Origin of the sequence: Paraburkholderia sp. RL17-337-BIB-A (genome assembly GCF_046025895.1) — a bacterium.
Lineage (GTDB): Bacteria > Pseudomonadota > Gammaproteobacteria > Burkholderiales > Burkholderiaceae > Paraburkholderia > Paraburkholderia fungorum_C.
Window position 1 is genome coordinate 2,017,005 of sequence record NZ_JARESY010000001.1, and the last position, 20,371, is coordinate 2,037,375.

Consider the following 20,371-nt stretch of genomic DNA (forward strand, 5'->3'; position numbering starts at 1 on the left):
GCACTCCGGGAAGGCTGCGCGTGCGTCCTCGCTAGATCGTGGTGTGGGCCTTGCCGGCTTCCGCGTGCAACGCGTCCTTGGCGCCTTCGTTGAACGGCAGATCGCGTTGTAACACGATGGCCACCGAGCGCACCTGCTGCGCCTGCGGATCGCGTCCGGGCGGTTGAATGCCTTTTTCCGCGAGCGCGCGCGCGGCTTTCATCAAGCGGTGACGCACCATGATGATGCCGTTGTCGGTCGAGACGAGATTCTCGCGCGTGCGGTCCTGGATCGGCCCCATGCTCTCTTGCAGCGACGCGTCCTGCATGCCGATGCCCTCGACCCCGCTATACGACGTGCCGGCCTTCTGCGCGGCGCGATCCATCAGGTAGTTGTTCTCCTTGTTCTGCAACGGCCGATAGGTGCCCGGCACGTAGCGCACGTGAATGCCCTTGCCGTCCTTCATCGCATCCACTTCTTCAGTGGTCAGATCGCGCGTGGGATGGTAGTCGAAGCTCCACGCCCAGCAGTGCTCGTCGTCGATCGGTACCCAGAAATGGCCGTGCACCGGATGGTCTCCGCGCGGCGGCACCATCGTGAAACAGGGCATCACCCACGGCGTGATGCGCCAGTAGTATTTGTCGTCTTCCGCATTGCGGCGCGCGCCGATGTAGAGACCGCCGCTTGCGTCGACGACTTCGAACACCGGGCTGAAATCGCTCAGGTTGTACTGGTTGCCGCGTGCTCCTTTGAAAAGCGGATCGGAGTTGAGCGCGCCGCGATGCAGGAACGACACGTGGCTCGAATCGACGCCGCCTTCGAGCGCCTGCAGCCAGTTGCTTTCCTGCAGGCGTTTGGTCATGAACGACTGGCTGGTGGGCACGGTCGAGAACTCGTACGCGGGCAGCGGCGGCCGGTGTTCGGGCGGCCCCATGTAGACCCAGACCACGCCGCCTTGCTCGACGAGCGGATACGACTTCAGTTTGATCTTCCTGCAATAGCCGCTTTCCGCCGGCTCCGACGGGACCTCGACACATTGGCCGTTCACGTCGTATTTCCAGCCGTGATACGGGCAACGGATGCCGCCTTCCTCATTGCGGCCGAACCACAGCGACACGCCGCGATGCGCGCAGAACTCGTCGATCAGGCCGAGCTTGCCCTCCGAATCGCGGAACGCCAGCATGCGCTCCGACAGCAGTTGCAGACGCACGGGCTCGCCGCCGGCTTGCGCCACTTCCTCCGACAACAGCGCCGGCAGCCAGAAGCGCCGGAACAGTTCGCCCATCGGCGTGCCGGGGCTCGTTTGGGTCAGCAGATCGTTGTCCTGTTTCTTCAGCATTCGGTTGCCTCTTTTGATGTCCGTTGTGTTCGTGAATTATTCTGAATCGATGTGTTCCGTATATAAGAACACTGTTCTTCCAATGAGAACAAAGTTATCATTCGGCTCACTGGCTGTCAAACAGAGAATGGAGAACGGAGATGCAGAAGACGTGTGCGCGGATAGCGTTGTGCAACAAGGGCGATGTTGGGCAAGGGCAGGCCATCAGGATCGAAAAGCACGGCCTCACGCTGGCGGTGTTCAACCTGGAGGGCGAATACTTCGTAACGGACGACGCGTGCACGCATGGTCCGGGGTCGTTGTCGGAAGGGTGTATCGAGGGAGACACCGTCGAGTGCGATTTCCATAACGGCGCGTTCAACATTCGCACCGGCGAAGTGGTCACACCGCCTTGCATGATTCCGCTGAAGACGTATCCGACGTCGGTGGAAGGGGACGAGGTCACGATCGCTGTCGAAGACTGAGGCCGTCTTGTAGTGCTGAATGCGCGGTGCGCGTTCAGCCCTGCCGCGAGGGGTTTTTACGATGCGCGTGTGTCGCTGTCATCGGCGCAAGCGGAAGATCAGCGTCACACCGGCTGGCATGTTTCCGGTAGCCTGGCGTGTCGCATCGGACGCGACGCTCAACTGCGCGTCCCGATCACCACGGGTGAATTGCACGACGACCGTCGTGCCGTCGACGAGCCGCGCGATCCCTTTCATCCGCAGCAGCGTTGCGCCATGCTGCGCGATTAGCGCGTCGAGTGAGCGGTGTAGCGAATCGATATCGTGCGCCGCCGCGAGTGCTTCGAAGCGCGTGTTGGCCCCATGTACTGGACGGCCTCGTCCGGCAAACCGTGAGCCTATGCCGTGCGGGGCGCGCCATGAGCGGTGCATTGGCGCCGAGGAGGACGAGCCGGGCAATTCGGCGGGCGGCCCAGCGGTGCCGGCAGCGGCATGCCAGGCTTCTTCCGCACCAAGACTCCCATGCATCGAACACAACATGCGCGTGGCAGGATTGGAGCGCTGCAATGCCCGTCCAATCGTATCGAGTTCCCCTGGTCCGAGCAGATCCGTTTTCGTCACCACGATCGCGCCAGCCGCGTCCAGTTGCGCGCGGGCTTCGGCGAATTCCGCCATCGTTTGCAGGGCAGTAGGGGCGCCTAGCGTCGTCACGACACCGGCGAGGTAATAACGCTCGCTGACGAACTGCTGGCTTTGCAACGACGCGATCAGCGGCGCCGGGTCAGCAAGCCCGGTGGTTTCGATCACCACTGCGTCAAAGCGCGGAACGCTGCGATGCAACCGCGCCCAGAACAGGTTTTCCAGTGCTTCATGCAGGCCCGGCAGGCCCGTGCAGCACACACACGCATCGGCAAGCAGCGCCGATGCTTCGCTCGCATAGCCGAGCGTGGCGTGATCGAGACCGACCGCGCCGATCTCGTTGACGATCAATGCCGAGTTCTGCAATAGCGGCTGCTGTAACCAGCTTTTAAGCAGTGTGGTCTTGCCGCTGCCGAGAAAACCCGTCAGCAGATAGATCGGAATCCGTTCGATCATGGGCTCGCCGACGACTCGCGGGAGAGCTTGCCCGCGTGGTAATCCCAAACCTTCTGCAGCAGATTCGGCTTCCACAGATTACGGCCGATCGTCTCGACCTGTTCCGCCGAGAGCACCATTGGATCGCCAAGCTGGCTCGCCAGATACTGGCGTTGCGCGTTCTCTTCCAGATAGAACGCGAGTACGAAGGTTTCGAGAATGCCCTCGGCGGCGACCACCGCCCCGTGCGACTTCAGCATGATGACCCGGTGCGGGCCGAGCGCCTCGGCGAGTTCCTCGGCCAGCGGCTTACGATTGATCGACGCCGTTTTGCCGAACTGGCGGATTTCGCCGAGCACGGCTGCCTGCATGATGACCGGTTCGACGGCGCGGCCCGTCATGCTGAAAAGCGTCGACCACAGCGGATGCGAATGCACGACCGAGTTGACATCCGCACGCCGCCGGTAAATCTCCGCGTGAATATGAAACTCCATGGGCGGCACCGCATCGCCTTCAACGAGATTGCCGTCGAAATCGATCGTGACGATGTCGCGCGCAGTCAGCGCGCTGCGCACCGATTTGCCCGAGTTGATCAGCATGTGATCCCGGCCTGGAATGCGCCAGCTGAAATGTCCGTTGAAATCGATCACCTCGGCCCGTTCGAGCATCAGGATCGCGTCCGCCAGCAACTGCTTTTCTGTCTGATAGTTATCCATGGTGGCTTGAGTGGAGTTGGTTAAGCGCCAATGGAAAGAGGGCGAGGGTCAGCGGCTTGCCTTCCAGGGAATCAGCTTGCGTTCGAGTTCGGTCAATAACAGTGAAATGCCGTAACCGAGGAAAGCGATCACCAGCAGGCCGACGTACATCTGTTCCACCGACAGCAGTTCCCACGCATTCCAGATCATGTAACCCAAACCGCTTTTCGATCCGATCATCTCGGCAATCGCGATCAGCATCAGACCGAGGCCAAGACCGAGCTTGATGCCGCTCATGATGTGCGGCACGGCGCCCGGCAGCGCGATCGTGCGGAACACCTGCCAGCGGCTCGCGCGGAAGTTGCGTCCCACGTCCAGATAAATTTTGTTGATTTCCAGCACACCAGTCGCGGTATTGATGAGCACCGGATAAAAAACACCGATCGCGACCATGGCGATCTTCGACGCTTCGCCGAGCCCGCAAATCAGCAGCAGCAACGGGAAAATGGCGCTTTTCGGCACCGGATAGGTCGCGGCGATCAACGGGTCGAACACCGCGCGCAACGGCCGTGATAATCCCGTCGCGACGCCGAGCAGCAGCGCTGGAATACCGCCGATCAGGCAGCCCCAGAACAGCCGCTGCAAGGTCGCCCAGGTGTTGTCCCACAGCGAGCCGTCGTTGACGAGGGCGACGAAGGTCGCGAAGATTTTTGTTGGCGCGGGGAAGAAGCGCTCGTCGATCAAGCCGGTTTGCGCTGCGATCTGCCACAGAAGCAACAGCACGACGGGCGATGCAATGCTGATCAGCCGGTCGCGGTGTCTGCCGGATACGAATGAGCGGCGCTTGCCGGCGTTTGCCGAACGGGCCGCCGTGGCCGGTAATTGCTGTGCTGTCTTTACGACTGTTTTCATGATTGTTTTCCGCCAAGATCGCGAGCGCGCGCTCGCTCGACTTCATCGCGCAACTGGCCCCAGATGGAATAAACGAATTCGCCGTATTCAGGCCGTGCGCGCAACTCCAGCACCGAGCGCGGCCGCTCGAACGGCACGTCGACGATCTGCTTCGCGCTGCCGGGCTGCGCGGTCATCACCATGATGCGATCGCCGAGCGTGACGGCTTCGTCGACGCTATGGGTAATGAACAGCACGGTCTTGCGCGTTTCTTCCCAGATGCGCAGCAGTTCTTCCTGGAGCAGCAACTTGTTCTGTTCGTCGAGTGCGGAGAACGGTTCGTCCATCAGCAGGATGTCCGGATCGTTCGCGAACGCCCGCACAATCGAGACGCGCTGCCGCATGCCGCCGGACAGTTGGTGCGGATACGCTTTCGCAAAGCGCGTCAGGCCGGTGCGGCTCAGATAGTGGCCGACGACGTCGCGAATCTCGGCTTTGGGCACGTGCCGCAGCGCGAGGCCATAAGCGGCGTTGTCGTAGACGGTCATCCAGGGAAACAGCGAGTCGCCCTGAAACACCATTGAGTTGCCGGGCCGGAATTCCGCGGGCGCGGTGATCTCGACGCTGCCCGAGCTCGGCGTTTCGAGGTTCGCCAGAATACGCAGCAGGGTTGTCTTGCCGCAGCCACTCGGGCCGACGATCATGAAGAAGCAGCCGGACGGAATGTCGAGCGACACGTTATCGAGCGCGGTCACGAGGCCGCCTTGCGTCTGGAACGACTTGGTCAGATGACGCAGGCGAATCTTGGCGCCCGCGTCCTCGTGCGCGGCTTCATGCCCCGTTTCGTGCGACTGCAACGCGTGCGGCGGCAGATGGACCGACTCACCGGACGACGGCGATGAGACTAGCGGTGTGGCCATAACGGTAATCCTCGGCTATTTGGTGCGTGGCTTATAGGGGCCGAGCGCGGCATCGGCGGCGTCGACGAACGAGGTGTCGACCACCTGCGCGACCGTCACGTTGCCCTTGACAACGCCCTCGCGCTTGAAGAACGCGAGGTCGTTTTCGAGGCTGGCGATGTTGAGCTTGCCGTCCGGGTTCGTGCCTTGCGGAACGATCGTGCGATAGACCGATGCATCCTTGATCGGCGTGTACTGCGTGAGTATCGCGATCACCTCGTCGGCATTCGGCCCGGCGATCCTGCCGTTCGCGAGCGAGTCGTTGTAGTCGCGCACGGCGCGCAGATAGGCGCGCATGAAGGCCTTGGCCGTGTCCGGATGATCGTGGATGAAAACGCTCGAATACAGCACCACGGCCAGTTGATGATTCGGATAGATCTGGTCGTCGCCCATCACGCGCACCGCGGCGCCGCTGCGCACGGCTTCGGTGGCGGACGGTTCGGTTGTCAGCGCGGCATCGACGGCCTTGTTCTCCAGCGCCATCACGTGTTGTGGAAAGCCGAGATAGATGCGCTCGACATCGCTCGTCTTCAGACCGGCCTTTTTCAACGCTTCATTCATGGTCGAGGTCGACGCGCTGCCGGTTGCGCTGCCCGCCACCTTCATCCCCTTGAGGTCGGCCAGCGTCTTGTAGCGTCCGCTTGCAACGAGGTCCTTGCGCACCAGCAGCGGCTGATAGCCGTAGCCGGGTGGCGTCGAACCTTTGTCCGCGACAACCTTGATGCCGATGCCACGCACCACCGCGTTATACAGTCCGGCCGAGGGCGAGCCGCCGGCCACGTCGAGTTGACCGGCGCCGAGCGGCGCAACCATCTTCGCGCCGGAATCAAATGGTACGAAACGCGCGTCGATGCCTTCCTGGCGGAAATAGCCCTTCTTGTCGGCGATGAAGAACGCGACATCGCTACTCGCGTTCGCTATGCCGACGTGAACGACGGTTGGGGCGGCCGCGGGGATGGCCGCCGCAGTGGCCGCATGAGCGGCCGGCAAAACCAGCAGCGCGGCCGCGACGGCGCATGTCAGCGTGGCAACGCGCAACAAACCTGAACTCTTCACTCGTGCTCTCCTTAGAAGCGGTGCCGCAACGAAAACTTCACGGCGATCTGCGTGGGCGTGGTGGATTGCCCGAGCGAGCCGATCGCGGCGACCGCGGACTTGCCGGTCGAATCGATTCCGGACGCGTGCTGCCACACGCCGACCACCAGCACGTCGGTGCTCTTCGAGAGGAAGTAGTCCGGGCCGAAGTCGACCTGCTCATATTTGGCGGTTTCCGCCCGGGTGTAGTCGAACGACGCGCCGAGGATAAACGCTGGCGTGAAGTAGTAACGCGCGTTCGCTTCGTAGCTGTTGAACGTCGCCGAACCGGTATTCGGCGTTGTCGGCGTATGCAGAATGTTGTGGAAGCGCGTGTTCGTATAGACCAGCCCGAACTTCGCCTGCCCGAGGGTGTAGGCGAGGCCCGCGCCGAAGATTTCCATCGTATTGGCGGACAGATAGCCGCTGAACACCGGGCTCTTGCCCGGCGACGTGAAGCCGGGCGTGCCGGGTTGCGCCGTCCCGTCGAATGCTGAAGTGGCCGGGTTGTTCAGGTGGTCATAGGCCACGGCGACCGTGAACGGTCCATGCTGATAGTTGGCGCCGACCGTATAGATCCGATTGGTCGCGAAGTCGCCTGCCACGCCGCCCGGCGCAAAAATGCCGCTGATCTGCAAGCCCGCCATGTTGGGCGTGGTGTATTTCACCGCGTTGTCCACGCGGAAGTTCGAATTCAGATTGTCGAAGTCGCCGGGGTGGGTCGCGACCCACGCCCACATCGAGGTCGCGGCGATTTCGCCCACGTAGGCGGTCATCGGATCGTACTGGCGGCCGAGTGTCAGCGCGCCGTACGGGCTTTGCAAGCCCACATAGGATTGCCGTCCGAACAGCCGGCCGCCTTGCAGCAATTTGCCGTTCGACGGATCGAAACCGTTTTCGAGAACGAAGATGGCCTTCATCCCGCCGCCCAGGTCCTCCTCGCCACGAAAGCCGAAACGGCTGCCGTTGGTCTGGCCGGTTACCGATTCGATGTTGGAATGACCCGATTGATTGTTGATATAAACGACGCCGGCATCGACCATGCCGTACAGGGTCACCGAACTTTGGGCGTGAGCGACTCCCGCCATCATGGGCAAGGCGAGAAGCGCGACTGTCTTTTTCATGTTGTCTCCATCCCAGCGATTGATTGGGGTCCCGGTCGTATGCCGGGTTGTTCTGATAGCCGATGAGAGCAGGCGCTGCCAAACGATCTGAACGATCGTTCTGGATGCCTAAATTCACAGCCTTGACGGCCAGGCACTCGGTCGTCGGGTACCCGCTCGTCAGACCGATCCGCGAATACGCTGCAATTCCTGGCCCGTGATGCGGTGAGACTGAAGCAGATGCTTAGGCTGAATCTTTTATATCGTTCTTTTATGTGGAACGCCGGTCCACGAAGAGCGATGTAAGGAGTGTGGCTTTGTTTAGGAACCTAAGTCAAGAAAAAGCCATTCAGGGTATCTACTCATGTTGTATTGGTTGTTACGCCAGATGGAACGATAGCGTTGTATATGGAACGCGAGCGCAGCCCATCGCAGTAATCCCTGCTTGCAGGGGCGCTCTGTCATGATTGCCGTCGCATCCGTAAATGCCTTGTCGCGCATAGGCTTGAGGTCCGGATATCATGTCGGTAGTGCAAGGCGGGAATGGGTGTCCAGGGGTGTTCGGTCAGAACCTGCACTCTTCTCCGCACACGTTATCGTTCCTTTATAAGGAACGTTGTTCCAAATTAAAAGACTGGGGTATAGTCCATGACAAGTGCCGAAACGCAAGCAATACCGGAAGAAAAAGGTGATGCGGGAGACGGGCGGTTGTCGTCGGTGGCGGCGGCGATTCGCGTACTGAAGGTATTTTCCGAGCAGGAGCCGGAGATCGGCATCAGCAATCTGGCGAAGCGCATGGGCCTTGCAAAGAGCACGGTTCATCGTCTTGCCACTACGCTGGTTTCCGAGGGCCTGCTGGAGCAGAACGAGGAGAACGGCCGTTACCGGCTCGGCATCCAGCTGTTCACGTTGGGTGCACTGGTGCGCCGCCGGATCGACGTGTCGAAGCAGGCCGTGCCCTTTCTGCACGTGCTGCGCGAACACACGGGCGAAACGGTGCACCTTGCGGTACTCGACGACACCAGCATCGTTTATCTGTTCAACCTGGAGAGCGACCAGGCGATCCGCATGCGCTCGTACATCGGGGTGCGCAAGCCGGCGTTCTGCACCGCCGAAGGCCAGGTGCTGGTCGCATTCCGCCCGCCCGACGTAGTCGCGCGAGTGCTGAAGGCCGGTCTTGTCGCGCGCACGCCGAATACGAACACCGATACGCAGGCGTTCCTGAAAACGCTTGAAAAAGTGCGTCGCGAGAACTATTCGATCGACGACGAAGAATCGGAGTTGGGCATGCGCGGCATCGCGGCGCCGGTGCGCGACCTGAGCGGCGCGGTGGTGGCGGCGGTGGGGGTCGGTGGCCCGTCGCAGCGGTTGACCAGGAAGGCGCTGCGCGCATGCGTGCCGCACCTGTTGAATGCGGCTGAAGGTATCTCGTCGACGTTGGGGTACCGGCCGCCGATATGACGCCAATCTGATGAAGGGAACAGTATGTCCGACGTTGCGCATCGCATCACTCTCGCGGGTTCCGACCTCTCGTTCAACTGCGACCAGCAGGACACGCTGTTGCGCTCAGCATTGCGGGCGGGCATTGCGTTTCCCTATGAATGCAACGTCGGCGCATGCGGCAACTGCAAGTTCGAACTGCTCGAAGGCGCAGTCGACGTCAAATGGCAGCAAGCACCGGCATGGACCGATAAAGACCGCGCGCGCAACCGTTACCTCGGTTGCCAGTGCTCGCCGCGCGGCGACTGCACCATCAAACTGCGTCCGGCGGCGCATTACGCGCCGATTCACGCGCCGCGCCGCGTCACCGGCACGCTGACCGGGCGCCGTCCGATCACGCACGACATCCACGAGTTCTGCTTCGAACTGTCCGCCGACATGCAATTCGAACCGGGCCAGTACGCGCTGCTCGAGCTGCCGGGCGTCGCGGGCGTGCGTGCGTACTCGATGAGCAATATCGCCGACCAACCACGCATCCTGCATTTCCAGGTGCGCCGTGTGCCGAACGGGCAGGGCAGCGCCGTGCTGTTCGACACGCTCGAATCCGGCGCGCGGATCGACATCGACGGACCGTACGGCATGGCTTATCTCAGGCGCGCCGTGCCGCGCGACGTACTCTGCGTTGCAGGCGGCTCGGGCCTCGCGCCGATGATCTCGATTGCGCGTGGTGTGGCCGCGGATCCTTCACTCGCGAATATCAAACTGCACTTCCTGTACGGCGGCAGAACGGCGCGCGATGTATGCGGCCGCGACATGCTCGCGCAATTGCCGGGCTTCGATGAGCGCCTGCACTTCGAGGCCGCGATCTCGGACGACACACCAGAACACGCCTGCGAACCGTGGACCGGCCACGTGGGCTACGTCCACGACCTCGCCGACTCGCTGTTCGGCGACCGGCTGCGCGACATGGAAATCTATTTCGCCGGGCCGCCCGCGATGGGCATGGCGATCCAGCGCACACTGCTGGCTCGTAAAGTGCCGTTCGAACAGGTTCACTTCGACCAGTTCTATTGAGCGCTTAGCTGCGCCGCTCGACCGATGGCAACTCACTGTGCCCTGACGGGCGCGCCGCTCGATGGCGCGCGCCGTCCGTCGACTTCAGATATCCAGCACGATCTCGTCGGAGCGCGCTCGCGACACGCAGATCATGATCGCGCTGTCGTACTCGTCTTCGTCGAGCACGAAGTCCCGGTGTTCGACCTCGCCGGCAATCAGCCGCGTACGGCACGAACCGCAGGTGCCCGCTTCACACGAACTCGGCGTATCGATGCCGTGGGCGCGCAGCGCGTCGAGAATCGTTTGTCCCGGCTGCACGCTCACACACCCGCCGCTGCGCGCGAGCCTGACGGTGAACGTTTTTTCGCCCGAAGGTTCGCCGTGGGCGCCGGCGAATTCGCTGGTGCCGAAATCTTCAAAGTGCACGGCAGACGACGGCCAGTGCGAAGCAGCCTCGCGCACCGCCTGCATCAGCGGACGCGGTCCGCAGCAATAGAGATGTGTATTGCCTGCGCGTGCCGCGAGAAACGGCGCGAGCGCCACCGAGCGCTCGCGCTCGCCGTAGTCGTGATGCACGGTGACACGCGCGGCAAGTTCGGGCGTTGCCAGCTCATCGAGAAACGCCGTGGATTCCGGCGTGCGGGTGCAATACAACAGGCGGTAATCGGCATTGCGTGCGTCGAGTTCGGCGATCATCGCGCGCAAAGGCGTGATGCCGATGCCGCCCGCGATCAGCAAATAGCTGGACGCGCTGTCCGTCAACGGGAAGTAGTTTTCGGGCGGCGCCACCTCGAGCCGTGTGCCGACCCGCACATCGCCCACCATGCTGGCCGAGCCGCCGCGACCGCCTGCGTCGAGCTTGACCGCGATCACATAGCGATCGCGTTCAGCCGGCGCATTGCACAGCGAATAGCGGCGCTCGCTGCCTGCCGGTGTGCGGACCAGTACATGCGCGCCGGGCGAGAAGATGGGCAGCGTGGCGCGATCCGGTGCCTGCAACTCGAACAGAACAATGTCTTCGGCGATTTCGGTTCTCGCCGTGACATCGAGCGACAACCGGTTCGCCGCGTCGTGGCGAGCGGGTTGCTGCAACAAGGGTGTGCAAGCGTCGTTAGTCGCACGCTCGTCGGCGAAGAAAGGTTGTATCAAGGTAGCGGTCATCTTCAATCGGACAGTCGTTACTGCCGCCTTTGGGAAAATCCGGCACGTTTGCGCTCACACGCTGACGCTTCTGTTCAGCGGGACCTGGTGTTTGAGATCGACATCGCGGCCGCTCGCCGACGACGCGATCGCCGCCTCGCAGACTTCGAGATTGGCGAGACCCCAGGCGCCGTCGTGCAGCGCCGCGCGGCGTCCGCTGATCGCGTCGTGGAACTCGGCCATCACGCGCGAGCGGGGCGAGCCGCCTGTAGGCAAGGGCAGATCGGCGCGGCCGCTATCGGTGTAGACGATCAGGCCGTGCGGCGACTGGCGGATTTCGCCGCGCTCGCAACTGACGATCGTGAGACCGAAGAACGGCTGCCAGGGTGCATCGCCCGGAATCGCGTGTTTCGCGCGGGCCTGCTTCGCGAGCAATTCTTCTTCGGGCGTGCGGACCTGTCTGGCTGCGGTGCCGGCGCCGGCGCTGCGGTCGGCGGCGGGACGCCCCGCGCTCCTGAAGCCCCACTCGCCGACGCCTTCACACAGTTCGGTGCTGGAGAAACGGCCGTAGCCGTTGTAGATCGCGGTGGCCGCGGCGCCGTCCGCGAAATCGATGAATACCGTATGCGCACCGATTGCGCTGCGCTGCGGATCCCAGTCGAAAGTTTTCGCCCGCACGCTGCGCGCGGCGCCGCCACACAGCAGCCGGATGATGTCGAATTGATGCGATCCCTGCCGCAGGGTGACGCCGCCGCCCTGGCGCGCGTCCAGTTCGTCGGCACGCCGCGGCCGGTACAGCCAGTCGGTGAAGCACCAGGTGTTGACCATTTGCACGCGGCCCAGCTCGCCTGCGTCGATCAGCTCGCGCATCGCGTGAATCGGCAGATCGTAGCTGTGCGAGTGACCGACGAGCAGCACGACCTTGGCGCTTTCGGCGGCGACGACCATTGCTTGCGCGTCGGCAAGATTGGCGGCCATCGGCTTTTCGACGAGCACATGTTTGCGGGCAGCGCAGGCGAGCAGCACATGTTCGCGATGCAGCGTGGTCGGCGACGCGACGTAGATCGCGTCGACCTCGGCATGCTCGAGCAGCGCGTCGAGGGTGTCATACGCAGCGAAGCCGAATTCGTCGACGGCCGCGCGCCGCACGGCTTGCGCGGGGTCCACGATGGCCGTGAGATCGAAGCCGGGATGCGCGGCAATGGCGGGCACGAACGCACGGCCGGCCGTGCCGAAACCCACGATCCCGATACGGATCGGCCGTTCGGTGCCAGCGCCCGTGGTTTTCATGGTGCGTCGCTCGCGGCGTCGTCGCCGATGCCCAGACCGCTTTCGCCATTCAACGATTCGGCATTCGCGCGGTTCATAAAGAACGGATCGCCCGCGAGGTTTTCCATCATCGCGAGCAAGGTGCGGCGCGTGGCGGCAATGTCATCGGCCGAGATGCCCGACAGCGCGATGCGATTCACCTCCACGGCGGCGGGCACCAGCAGCGCGCGCAGGCTCGTGCCCTTAGGTGTCAGAAAGATGCGCACCTGCTTGCGGTTATCGGGCAGTTTCTGGCGCGTCACATATCCGAGTGCTTCCATGGTCTTCAGCGCGGAGAACGTGGTGGGCTCGGCCACACCCGCCTGCTCGCTCAACTGGCGTTGGGTGAGTCCGTCGGTTTGCCAGAGGATGCGCAGAAACGTCCAGTGCCCGTATTGCACCGCATGTTCGCGCAGCCGCGCCTGGAGCGAACGTGAGAATCCACGCGTGGTGTCCTTGACGAGGTGCGCCATCCGTTCTTCGGGCAGCGCTTCACGCCAATGCTGGAGGGTGCCCGGCAGTGGGTCGCGTGTGGATTTTTCACTCTTGCTCATGCATTCACCTTTGTCGTGGCATGTGTGTGACCATGCGTTTTTTAAATTAGCCAACTAAGTTTGTGTTGTCAACAACGTCCCGTCTTTTGAGCGCGCGGCAGTTGCGGGGCCACCCGTGAAACAGCTGCATTTTAAGCCGTAAAACCTTTTGCCAGTGGACTTGACGAGGAATTGCCGAAGCGCGCGCAAGGTCACATCAGTGTTTTCCATTATTTAAACTTAGATGACTAAGTATAAGATGATTTGGAAAGCGAATGCGCCAACCGACGGGCTGCACGACAGATCAGGGCCGGGCCGGTGCGCCGTCGAATCATCAACCGACGTCATTGAAAACCTGGGGACGCAAAAACCATGCTGACGGCTGAACAGAACGAAACCTTAACGCGCGTTGGACCGGGCACGCCAATGGGCAACCTGATGCGCCGCTACTGGCAGCCGATCGGCGCCGCGGTCGAACTCGAGAATCGCTGGACCAAACGCGTGCGCCTGCTTGGCGAAGACCTGGTGCTTTTCAGGAACCGTCAGGGGCAGCTCGGCTTGATCGCTGAGCAGTGCCCGCATCGGCGTGCGTCGTTCGCTCACGGCATTCCGACCGAAGAGGGCATTCGTTGCCCGTATCACGGCTGGGAATTCAGCGTGGAGGGCAAGTGCCTGAGCCAGCCGAACGAGCCGGACAACTGCGCGTTCCGCGACAAGGTCGCCACCGACGCTTATCCCGTCGAAGAATTGGGCGGTCTGCTGTTCGCCTACATGGGCCCGGAACCGCGCCCGCTGTTGCCACGTTTCGACGGCTTCATCGCACCGGGGGCGATCCGGATGATGGGCCGCGCGCTGTTGCCGATCAACTGGCTGCAGATCATGGAGAACTCGCTCGATCCGATTCACACCGAGTGGCTGCATGGTCATCACTATGAATTCCAGAAGGAACAGGAAGGCATCAAGGTGGCGATCAGCGCGAAACACGAAAAGATCGCGTTCAATGAATTCGAGTTCGGCATCACGAAACATCGGCTGCTGGCCGGGCATTCCGAGGATTCCGACGACTGGCGCATCGGGCACCCGATCGTGTTTCCGAACATGCTGGCCGTCGGCAACGGCGACGAGGCGTCGCGCTATTACTCGTTCCAGATCCGCGTGCCGGTCGACGACGAACAGACGCTGCACCTTTGGTACAACGCGTATATCCCACCGCAAGACGCCGAGGTGCCGAAACATCTCCAGGAGCGTGTGCACGTGTACGACGTGCCGTTCAGGGACGAGCACGGCGATTTCATCGTCGATAACGTCGACGGTCAGGACATGATGGCGTGGATCACGCAAGGCACGGTGGCCGATCGCACGCGTGAGAATCTCGGCGCCACCGACCAGGGCGTCGCGCTCTATCGGCGCGTGCTGCGCCGGGAAATGAAAAAGGTCGAGCAGGGCGAGGATCCGATGGGGATCGTGCGTGATGTGTCGCGTAACGAACGTATCGATTTGCCCAACGAACGCAAGAAACATCACAACAGCGACGGCTTCGCGAGTTTCATGCTGCGCACCCACGCGAAGTATTCGCCGATCGCCGGGGATCTCGTGGCGATTTACGAGTAGCCGCGCGTAGCGGATGTGGATGCCCACCGCGCCGTGACTCGTCTACTTTCGCCTGCATACATGCAGGCAGTCAGACCGACGGGTGGCAGGCGCGGACGCAATACCCCGAATACAGTCCGAGGACCCAAACGAGCCCACACGGACGCGAACCGGAGACAACCCGTGGATACGAAACGTGGCGTGGTGGCGCGAAATCTGACTGACAGAAGGGTGTGCTGATGGGTGCGGCCGCGTTTCATGCGCTGACGATGATCCTCGATCCGCTGCGCCTCGCGATCATGCTGGGCGGCGTGGTCCTCGGACTCGCACTCGGTGTCGTGCCGGGTCTCGGCGGGATCGTCGGGCTGGCACTGCTGATTCCGTTTACCTATCACCTCGACGGCTATACCGCGTTCGCGCTGCTGCTCGGCATGGCCGCCGTGACAACGGTCTCCGACTTCATCCCCGCCGTGCTGTTCGGCGTGCCCGGCACGGTCGGCGCGGCCGCGACCGTGCTCGATGGCCATCCGTTGGCGAGACGCGGAGAAGCGCGGCGCGCGTTCGGCGCGGGCTATGCGTCGTCGCTCGCGGGCGGCGTGTTCGGCGCGTTGCTGCTGGCCGTGACGATTCCTGTGTTGCGCATTGTCGTGCTGTATATCGGTTCGGCGGAACTGCTCGCGTTGTGCATCTTCGGTCTGTCGATGGTGGCGGTGCTGAGCGGCAAGGCGCCGATCAAGGGGTTGGCGGTGGCGTCGTTCGGCCTGATGCTTTCGTTGATCGGCTCGGACCCGCAGACCGGCATGCTGCGCTGGACGTTTGGATCGCTCTACCTGTGGGACCACTTGCCGCTCGTGCCGGTCACGCTCGGCATTTTCGCGCTGCCTGAACTGGCCGAGATGGCGATCGAACGCACCGGCATCTCGCGTGCCGACGGCGCGGTGCACGGCAAGCCGAGCAGCCAGTGGGACGGGGTTCGCGATGCGGGGCGCAACTGGTGGCTGGTGCTCCGCTGCAGCGGCCTCGGTGCATTGCTGGGCGCGGTGCCGGGCCTCGGCTCGGCGGTGATCGACTGGATGGCCTATGGCCACGCGATCCGCACCGAGAAGAATACCGAGAACTTCGGCAAGGGCGACATTCGCGGCGTCATCGCGTCCGAGAGTTCGAACAACGCCAAGGAAGGCGGCCATCTGATTCCGACGATCGCGTTCGGCATGCCGGCCGGCGCGTCGATGGCGTTGCTGCTGAGCGCATTCATCATGCATGGCTTTACGCCGGGCCCGGAGATGCTGACCAAGCATCTGGACGTGACCTACGCGATCATCTGGACGCTCACCATTTCGCACATCATGGGCGCGGTGATCTGCCTGTTCGGCAGCGGCTTATTCTCCAGACTCGCGACGGTGCGCGTCGGCGTGCTGATTCCGCTCGTGCTCGGCATCATCTTTCTCGGTGCGTTCAATGCGAGCCAGAGTTGGGGTGACCTGTGCTCGATGGTGCTGTTCGGTTTCGTCGGCTGGGTGATGAAGCGGTTGAACTGGCCGCGGCCGCCGCTGATTCTCGGGCTCGTGCTCGGCAGCATTTTCGAGCGCTATTACTTCATTTCGAGCGAGATTTACGGCGTCAAACTGTTCACGCGGCCGATCGTGATCGGCGTGCTGCTCGCGGCGCTGTGGGTGGTGCTCGGACCGACCCTCAAGGGTCTGCGGCGCGCCGTGAAGCAGGGGCGGCTCGGATCGGGTCTGCATTTCCGGATCAAACGGCTCGACCATCACTCGCTCTTCACGATTGCGTTGATCGTCGCGGTGGTCGCGGCCATCTGGACCGCGTCGGATTGGGCCTTCGGCGCGAAGCTGATGCCGATGACCGCTGCCTGCGCCGCGCTGTTCTTCTCCTGTCTGGTGCTGATCAATCAGGTCAGTGCGCATGATTCACCGACCCACGAATTCATGCCGACCACGGCCGTACCCGCGACGGCCGCCGCCATGCATGCGCATGCCCAGCCGTTGCCGCGGCGCCTGGCCGTCGAGCCGCGCCGGGATCTCGCCTTGAACCGTATGGCGGCGGCAGCCTCCGTCGCAGTGCGTGGTCCGCTGGAGGCGCTCGACGACGATCGTTTCGGCGCGCCCACGCTGCCGATGTCGACGGTTCGCGCACGCGGCTTTCGCTTCTTCCTCGCGATTGGCGGCGCACTGGGTCTCGCGTATCTGATCGGCCTGTTGCCCGCGCTGTTTCTGATGATGCTGCTGCTCGCGCACTTCGAGTTCGGCGAACGCTGGCGCAATGCGTTGCTGTTGTCGGTCGCGATGACGGTGGCGTTATGGCTCGTGTTCGACCTGATCTTTGCGACGCCCTGGCCGCCGTCGTTGCTGGGCGATTTCGTGCCGGCGCTGCGAGGCCTCGGAGGCCTGATATGAGCAGACCGGGCATGCCAACGAGCTTCACACAACGGTGCCGGCGCAGCGGATTCGCGGCGCAATCGGCCGATATCGACGGAGACACACCATGAAGATTTTTCTGCCGCGGTCGTTCCGATCGCCACCGCAATGCGGCTCAAGCTCGCGCTGGCCACGCCGCCAATTGCGTGCGGCGGGTGCCGCCGCCTTTGCGCTGTTGTCGGCCGCCTGTTACTTACCGGCAAGCGGCTATGCGGCGGAAGCCGCGCAGAGTTTCTATAGCGGCCGCACGGTCAATCTGACGATCGGTTATTCGGTCGGCGGCGGCTACGACATGTACGCGCGGTTGCTGGCCAAATACATCGGCAACTATCTGCCGGGCAAGCCGACGATCACACCGCAGAGTATGCCCGGTGCCGGTAGCCTGAAAGCGATCAACTACCTGTACAGCGTGGCGCCGAAAGACGGCTCCACGTTCGGCACCTTCGGCCGCACGATGCCGGAGGAGCCGCTGCTCGGCGAAGCGAATTTCGATGCGCGCAAGCTGACATGGCTCGGCAGCATCAATAACGACGTCAGCCTGTGCCTCACGTGGAAGACCTCGAAGATCAAGACGTTTCAGGACCTGATCACGAAAGATTCGCGCATGGGCGGGCAGGGCGCAGGCTCCGATCCCGACGTGATGGCGTCAACGATCAAGACACTGTTCAACGCGAAAATCCAGCTGGTCACGGGCTATCCCGGCAGCAACGAAACCGCGCTTGCGATGGAGCGCGGCGAAATCGACGGCGAATGCGGCACCTCGTGGAGCACGATTCTGGTTCGTCATCCTGACTGGATCAAGGACAAGAAGATCAACATCCTCGTGCAGGTGGCACTCGAAAAGCATCCTGATCTGCCGAACGTGCCGCTTCTGATCGACCTCGCGCCGAACGACGAAACCCGTCAGGTGCTGAAGGTGATCGTGGCGAGCCAGGCGTTCGCCCGCCCGTTTGCGGCACCGCCGGGCCTGCCGCCTGAACGTGCAGCCGCGTTGCGCACCGCGTTCGCACAGACCATGAAAGACCCGGCATTCCTCGCCGAAGCGAAGAGCCTCGGTCTCGAAGTGCGGCCCGTGCCGCCCGAGCGTATCGACCAGTTGCTCGACGAACTATATAAAACCCCGCCGGCGCTGCTGTCGAAAGCCAAGGCCGCTGTGGGTGGACGATTCTGATCTCCCGGCGGCGCCCGTTAATCGGTAACCGATCGCTAATCGATCGGTAAGCGACGAGGCCGCCACCTTCCTTGAAAAGGCGCAAGCACACCATGAACGCAGACGAAGCCAAACAGAAACTGATCGACGCCGGCCGTATTCTCGAAGCCGAGGGCCAGGGCGACCTGACGCGCGGCCACGTGTCGATCCGCGTACCGGGCGACCCGGCTCACTTCTTCATGAAACCGCATAGCCACGGTTTCGACGAGATCACGGTGGAGAACATCGTCGTGTGCAATCTCGACGGTGAGAAGGTGGGCGGCGCGGGACGGCGTCATAGCGAGGTGTTCATTCATTCGGAGATTTTCAGGGCCCGTCCCGACGTGATGAGCGTGATCCACTCGCATCCCACGCATGCGGTCGCGCTCTCCGCGACCGGCCAGCCGCTGCGGATGATCAGTCAGCCGAGCTGCCATTTCGCCGACGGCGTGCCTTACTACACCGACACGATGAATCTGATCCGCACCCAGGACATGGGCTCCGGTGTCGCGCGTGCGCTCGGCCCATGCAAGGCGGTGCTGATGCGCAATCACGGTGTCGCCGTCACCGGGCGTTCGATCGAGGAGTCGGTCGTGCTCGCGCTGCTGCTCGAAAGCGCCTGCCAGATCCAGTTGCTCACGCAGGCGGCGGGCGGCGTGGGCGAAGGCTTTTCGGACGAAGACATCAAGCGGCTGCACGAGACCGTGACGCGCCCCGAGCAGTTCGCCGTCAACTTCGAATTCCTGCGGCGCAAGGTTCATCGCACACTCGTGCATTGAAACGGGCGGCGCTTCAGCTTCCGGCGCAGCGGGCGATCCGTATTGCGCCGAACTGCATTTTTTACTTTCTTATTTACTCACTTCTTTTACCCGTCAGCCAGGCCATCATGAACGGAAAACTCAATCTCTCCATTGCCACCGGCGATTACGACCGCACCCGACCGCTGATCTCCGGTCAGGTCCAGATGGACGGCGTCGATCCTGTCTTCATGACGCTCTCGCCCGAAGAAATGTTCTTTCGTGCGTTCCGTAATGAAGAGTTCGACATCAGCGAACTGTCGTTCTCCAGCTATACCGTGAAGTTCTCGGAAGGCACCTGCCCGTATATCGCGGTGCCGGTATTCCTGTCGCGCGCGTTCCGTCATACGTCGATCTATGTGCGCACCGATCGCATCAAACGTCCGGAAGACCTGAAGGGCAAACGGATCGGCCTGCCTGAATACCAACTGACCGCCAACGTGTGGGCGCGCGCGATCCTCGAAGACGATTTCGGCGTGAAGCCGGAAGACGTCACGTGGGTGCGCGGCGGCATCGACGAGCCGGGCCGGCCGGAGAAGATCAAGCTGCAGTTGCCGCCCGACGTCCGTGTCGAGGCCGCGCCCGAGGACGACACGATTTCGGCGATGCTCGATCGCGGCGACATCGACGCGTTCATGGCGCCGCGCCCGCCCGCGTGCGCCGGCAAGAACCCGAACGTCGGCTGGCTGTTCCCCGATCCGACCGAGGCCGCGAAGGATTACTACCGCCGCACACAGGTGTTCCCGATCATGCACGTGGTCGGCATTCGCAAGACACTGGCCGAAGCGCATCCGTGGCTGCCGGCCGCCGTGCTGAAAGCGTTCGAACAATCGAAACAGATTGCGCTCGACAAGCTGTCCGATACGTCGGCCACCAAAGTGACGCTGCCCTTCGTCGAAGAGCAGTTGAAGGCGGCCCGCGAGTTGCTCGGCAACGATCACTGGCCGTACGGTGTGCCTGCCAACCGCAATACGCTCGAGACGTTCCTGCGCCATCACCATTCGCAGGGTCTGTCGAAGCGCCTGTTGTCGGTTGAGGAAATCTTCCATCCGGCGACTTACGAAACGGCCAGGATCTGAAGAGCCGATCACGCGGACCGGGACGGGCGAAAGGCTGCGCTCCCGTCGCGCCGGTCACGACGTTTTGCCAGAATCATCCCGTCTGAATCCGATCTGGCGCATGGTTGCGGGGCGGGGTGAGGGTTGGCTCGGATGGTGAGGCGAGCCGCTGCAGGCAGCGCGGTTGGAGCACCTCGCTGTGCTCAACGAGGGTCGAATCGTCAGACCTTTTCGCCGCCCCAATGCCCGCTACGCGTTAAAGCATCGG

18 protein-coding genes are annotated in these 20,371 nt (G+C 62.7%); 8 read left to right on the forward strand and 10 right to left on the reverse strand.

What is annotated here, in order from left to right; all coding sequences use genetic code 11:
- Positions 1–31: 31 nt before the first annotated feature.
- Positions 32–1,318 carry an aromatic ring-hydroxylating dioxygenase subunit alpha gene (locus P0D84_RS09075; RefSeq protein WP_408335093.1) on the reverse strand — a complete coding sequence of 429 codons (1,287 nt, stop codon included), beginning with the start codon at positions 1,316–1,318 and terminating at the stop codon, positions 32–34.
- Between the two features lie 140 nt (positions 1,319–1,458).
- On the opposite strand from P0D84_RS09075, the gene P0D84_RS09080 reads away from it, so the two are divergent.
- Positions 1,459–1,782, forward strand: coding sequence for a non-heme iron oxygenase ferredoxin subunit (locus P0D84_RS09080; RefSeq protein ID WP_408335096.1), 324 nt, complete (start codon positions 1,459–1,461; stop codon positions 1,780–1,782).
- A 78-nt stretch (positions 1,783–1,860) separates the two neighbouring features.
- Here the strand turns inward: P0D84_RS09080 and P0D84_RS09085 are convergent, their stop codons facing one another.
- The 6 genes from P0D84_RS09085 to P0D84_RS09110 are packed head-to-tail and all read right to left on the reverse strand — an operon-like array spanning position 1,861 to position 7,578.
- Positions 1,861–2,856, reverse strand: a complete 996-nt coding sequence (locus P0D84_RS09085) for a CobW family GTP-binding protein (RefSeq protein ID WP_408335099.1) — start codon at positions 2,854–2,856, stop codon at positions 1,861–1,863.
- Positions 2,853–3,551, reverse strand: a complete 699-nt coding sequence (locus tag P0D84_RS09090) for a class II aldolase/adducin family protein (protein ID WP_408335102.1) — start codon at positions 3,549–3,551, stop codon at positions 2,853–2,855. The genes P0D84_RS09085 and P0D84_RS09090 overlap by 4 nt, the downstream gene beginning before the upstream one ends.
- A 48-nt stretch (positions 3,552–3,599) precedes the next feature.
- A complete protein-coding gene (locus P0D84_RS09095; RefSeq protein WP_408335104.1) occupies positions 3,600–4,442 on the reverse strand; it encodes an ABC transporter permease in 843 nt (280 codons plus the stop codon).
- Complete coding sequence (locus tag P0D84_RS09100; protein WP_408335107.1) at positions 4,439–5,341, reverse strand: ABC transporter ATP-binding protein; 903 nt, start codon at positions 5,339–5,341, stop codon at positions 4,439–4,441. The genes P0D84_RS09095 and P0D84_RS09100 overlap by 4 nt, the downstream gene beginning before the upstream one ends.
- 15 nt (positions 5,342–5,356) lie before the next feature.
- The gene (locus P0D84_RS09105; RefSeq protein ID WP_408335110.1) at positions 5,357–6,436 is read right to left on the reverse strand and encodes an ABC transporter substrate-binding protein; all 1,080 of its coding nucleotides are present in this window, start codon (positions 6,434–6,436) and stop codon (positions 5,357–5,359) included.
- Between the two features lie 11 nt (positions 6,437–6,447).
- Entirely contained in the window at positions 6,448–7,578 is a 1,131-nt protein-coding gene (locus tag P0D84_RS09110) for a porin (protein ID WP_408335113.1), read from the reverse strand.
- A 627-nt stretch (positions 7,579–8,205) separates the two neighbouring features.
- On the opposite strand from P0D84_RS09110, the gene P0D84_RS09115 reads away from it, so the two are divergent.
- On the forward strand, positions 8,206–9,018 hold the full coding sequence (locus P0D84_RS09115) for an IclR family transcriptional regulator (protein WP_408335116.1): 813 nt from the start codon (positions 8,206–8,208) through the stop codon (positions 9,016–9,018).
- A 24-nt stretch (positions 9,019–9,042) separates the two neighbouring features.
- On the forward strand, positions 9,043–10,071 hold the full coding sequence (locus tag P0D84_RS09120) for a 2Fe-2S iron-sulfur cluster-binding protein (RefSeq protein WP_408335118.1): 1,029 nt from the start codon (positions 9,043–9,045) through the stop codon (positions 10,069–10,071).
- Positions 10,072–10,155: 84 nt separating this feature from the next.
- Here the strand turns inward: P0D84_RS09120 and P0D84_RS09125 are convergent, their stop codons facing one another.
- Genes P0D84_RS09125 through P0D84_RS09135 form a run of 3 tightly spaced genes read right to left on the reverse strand, consistent with a single transcriptional unit; the run spans position 10,156 to position 13,055 of the window.
- Positions 10,156–11,214 carry a PDR/VanB family oxidoreductase gene (locus P0D84_RS09125; RefSeq protein WP_408335121.1) on the reverse strand — a complete coding sequence of 353 codons (1,059 nt, stop codon included), beginning with the start codon at positions 11,212–11,214 and terminating at the stop codon, positions 10,156–10,158.
- A gap of 54 nt (positions 11,215–11,268) precedes the next feature.
- Positions 11,269–12,483, reverse strand: a complete 1,215-nt coding sequence (locus tag P0D84_RS09130) for a Gfo/Idh/MocA family oxidoreductase (RefSeq protein ID WP_408335124.1) — start codon at positions 12,481–12,483, stop codon at positions 11,269–11,271.
- Positions 12,480–13,055, reverse strand: coding sequence for a MarR family winged helix-turn-helix transcriptional regulator (locus P0D84_RS09135; RefSeq protein WP_408335127.1), 576 nt, complete (start codon positions 13,053–13,055; stop codon positions 12,480–12,482). The genes P0D84_RS09130 and P0D84_RS09135 overlap by 4 nt, the downstream gene beginning before the upstream one ends.
- Positions 13,056–13,406: 351 nt before the next feature.
- Between P0D84_RS09135 and P0D84_RS09140 the strand changes: the two genes are divergently transcribed.
- From P0D84_RS09140 to P0D84_RS09160, 5 genes are all read left to right on the forward strand, one after another.
- The gene (locus P0D84_RS09140) at positions 13,407–14,645 is read left to right on the forward strand and encodes a Rieske 2Fe-2S domain-containing protein (RefSeq protein ID WP_408335130.1); all 1,239 of its coding nucleotides are present in this window, start codon (positions 13,407–13,409) and stop codon (positions 14,643–14,645) included.
- Positions 14,646–14,863: 218 nt separating this feature from the next.
- The gene (locus tag P0D84_RS09145) at positions 14,864–17,038 is read left to right on the forward strand and encodes a tripartite tricarboxylate transporter permease (protein ID WP_408335133.1); all 2,175 of its coding nucleotides are present in this window, start codon (positions 14,864–14,866) and stop codon (positions 17,036–17,038) included.
- Positions 17,039–17,126: 88 nt separating this feature from the next.
- Positions 17,127–18,230 (forward strand): Bug family tripartite tricarboxylate transporter substrate binding protein, encoded by a 1,104-nt coding sequence (locus P0D84_RS09150; protein WP_408335136.1) that lies wholly within the window; start codon positions 17,127–17,129, stop codon positions 18,228–18,230.
- 92 nt (positions 18,231–18,322) lie between these two features.
- Positions 18,323–19,027, forward strand: a complete 705-nt coding sequence (locus P0D84_RS09155) for a class II aldolase/adducin family protein (protein ID WP_408335139.1) — start codon at positions 18,323–18,325, stop codon at positions 19,025–19,027.
- A 107-nt stretch (positions 19,028–19,134) separates the two neighbouring features.
- The gene (locus P0D84_RS09160) at positions 19,135–20,124 is read left to right on the forward strand and encodes an ABC transporter substrate-binding protein (RefSeq protein WP_408335142.1); all 990 of its coding nucleotides are present in this window, start codon (positions 19,135–19,137) and stop codon (positions 20,122–20,124) included.
- Positions 20,125–20,371: the final 247 nt, after the last annotated feature.